The 2,436-nt window shown below is 62.7% G+C and carries 2 protein-coding genes; both read right to left on the bottom strand.

Annotated elements, in window-relative coordinates; genetic code table 11:
- Positions 1-158: 158 nt before the first annotated feature.
- Positions 159-1,019 carry a DUF3034 family protein gene (locus B3187_RS00720; RefSeq protein ID WP_286804200.1) on the bottom strand — a complete coding sequence of 287 codons (861 nt, stop codon included), beginning with the start codon at positions 1,017-1,019 and terminating at the stop codon, positions 159-161.
- Positions 1,016-2,436 (bottom strand): putative bifunctional diguanylate cyclase/phosphodiesterase (locus tag B3187_RS00715; RefSeq protein ID WP_286804199.1); only part of this gene is annotated, 1,421 nt, incomplete at its 5' end. The genes B3187_RS00715 and B3187_RS00720, both read right to left, overlap by 4 nt.

Genomic DNA, 2,436 nt, shown 5'->3' with positions numbered 1-2,436 from the left:
GTCCACCACCCGCTCGTCGTCGGCGATGCGCACGATCAGGTCGTAAACAATGGCATCCACGCCTTCAGCGCCACCGAGGGCCTGGTAGAGCGTTCGGTCACCGCCGGTTGAGGTGCAGGCGCTTAGGAAAAGCACCAGCGCTAATAAAGACACTCGCATCAGAAACTCCCCTGGACGGACAGATACCAGCCGGTCTGGTCGGGAAAGCTGGCCACTTCACCGAGATCGACGTAGGCACCCACAACCGCGACCTGCTTGTTGGGAAACCAGCCGACAAAGGCGGTCTGCCAGTCGTCTTCACGGATGAACGAGAGGTTGTCGGGCTTTTGCCGGTACTCGGCGCCGAGCAACCAATGGCGGTTAAGGAATACCCCGGCGGAGGCTTCGGCCAGCCACTCGGCGTCGTTATTGCGGTCGCCGCCAAAGCCCACCAACCCCAGTTGGTTCGCCTTGCTGTGCCGGGCGGTGGCATTGAGCAGCAGGTTGCGACCGGCCAGGCCGCCGAGCAACAGTTTGGTCGCGCTCAGGTATACATCGGTGCCCGAATCATCCCGGGCTCCCGCCGCGGAGGGCACAAAAAAGTCCCGGTTTTGCTTGTGTTGTACACCGAGACTCACCTGGGGCCATCGGGTGTAAATCAGGTCACCCAGGAGACGTACTTTGGCCCCGAAAACGCGCTGGCGGATGCTCGAGGGCCCGACCCCCAATCGTTCGGACAGAGGCTGGTGGCTCAGACGCTGCTCGGCCAGGGACAGCTCAATCCGGTTGCGCCAGCTCCAGCTCGCCCCGAGCACCGACAACGAATAGTCGCCGGTGCTGACGTGACTGGCCGTTACCGTGCCGCCCTGCTCTTCCCGGGTGCCGTAACCGGAGAGCACCGCCATGGGTACAATCCCGCCGCCGGCGGCTCCTTCCAGGGTGGTGGCGCCACCGGTGGCCAACAGCTGGCTACGCTGGCTGTCCGCGCCGGCGGTTCCGCACAGGGCGATCAGTAGCAGTACACAGTAGCGAACTCTCACGCGTTGACCTCCAGACGCTCGGCACCGGACAACCAGTCGAGGAAGTCCCGGTGAGGCAGCGGTTTGCTGTAATAAAAACCCTGAACCCGGTCGCAGCCCAAAGCTACCAGTAGCTTCTCGATCGCCTGGTTCTCCACCCCTTCGGCGGTGACGGTCAGGCCCAGGGTGTGACCAAGGTCGATGGTGGAGCGGACAATCAACTGGTCATCCTCACTCTGGTCCAGGTTGAGAATAAAGGATTTGTCGATTTTCAGCTCCGAGACCGGCAGCTTTTTCAACTGCGATAGGGAGGAATAGCCGGTGCCGAAGTCATCAATCGACAGGCTGATGCCCTGGGCCCGCAACCGCTCCAGGTTGTGCAGGCTCTTGTCGGCCTCGCGCATGATGGCACTCTCGGTAATTTCCAGACACAAGCGCTCGGGAGACAATTCGGTCTCGCTCAGCAGGCCGCCGACAATGTCGGGCAGGTCATCATCGAGCAGATCCAGTGCCGAGAGGTTGACCGACAGGTGCGCCGGCACCGACCAGTTGGCGGCCTGGGTGATGGCCCGGCGCAGTACCCAGCGGGTGAGCAGGCCAATCTGTCCGGTGCTTTCGGCCACCGCAACAAACTCCTCCGGGTTGATCATGCCCATCTCCGGGTGCCGCCAACGCACTAGGGCCTCGGCGCCCAGAGTGCCGCTGTCGTCCAGCCAGAGTTTGGGTTGGTAATAGACGTCCAACTGCGAGTCTTCCAACGCCTGGCGGAATTCACCAAACAGCGCCAACCGGCGCAGATGGGATTCGTCCCAGCCCGTTTCATATCGGGTAATGCGCTGTTGTTCCAGGCGGCCCTGATTGAGGGCCAGGTTGGCTCGGCGCAGGAGCGTCTCAGGCTGGTCACCATCGTCCGGATAGAGCACCACCCCGAGGTTGATGTCGACTCCCAGATGCAGGTCGTCCAACTGGATATTGTCGGCAAAGCCTTCCAGCAACGCCTCCGCCCGAGTCTGCACCTCGTCCTCGCCGACCTGCCAGAACATCAGGGCGAATTCATCGCTGCCCAGGCGTGCGACCCGATCGTCCGGGCCGGCCTGATCGAGCAGGCGCCGCCCCACTTCGGCCAATACCCGGTCGCCCATTTCCGGGCTCAGGGCATCGTTCACCCGGGTGAAGTTGTCAATATCCAGCACCATCAGGGTAAAGCGCTGTTCGGACCAGGTGGCTTTTTCTATCGCGGACTCCAGCTCCGGAAACAGCTGACTGCGATTGATCAGGCCGGTGAGCTGATCGTGCCGGGCCTGATACAGAATCTGTTGCTCGCGTTCGGCGATGGCGCTCTGCATCCGGGTGAATCCCTGGGCCAGCTCCCCGAGCTCATCCCGGGAGCGCACCGGCACCGGCGTGTCGTAGTAACCCCCCGCGATACGGCGGGCCA

Origin of the sequence: Marinimicrobium sp. UBA4209 (assembly GCF_002381585.1) — a bacterium.
Classification (GTDB): domain Bacteria; phylum Pseudomonadota; class Gammaproteobacteria; order Pseudomonadales; family Cellvibrionaceae; genus Marinimicrobium; species Marinimicrobium koreense.
The sequence above is the reverse complement of the archived record's forward strand: the minus strand, read 5'-3'. Positions and strand labels throughout refer to the sequence as shown.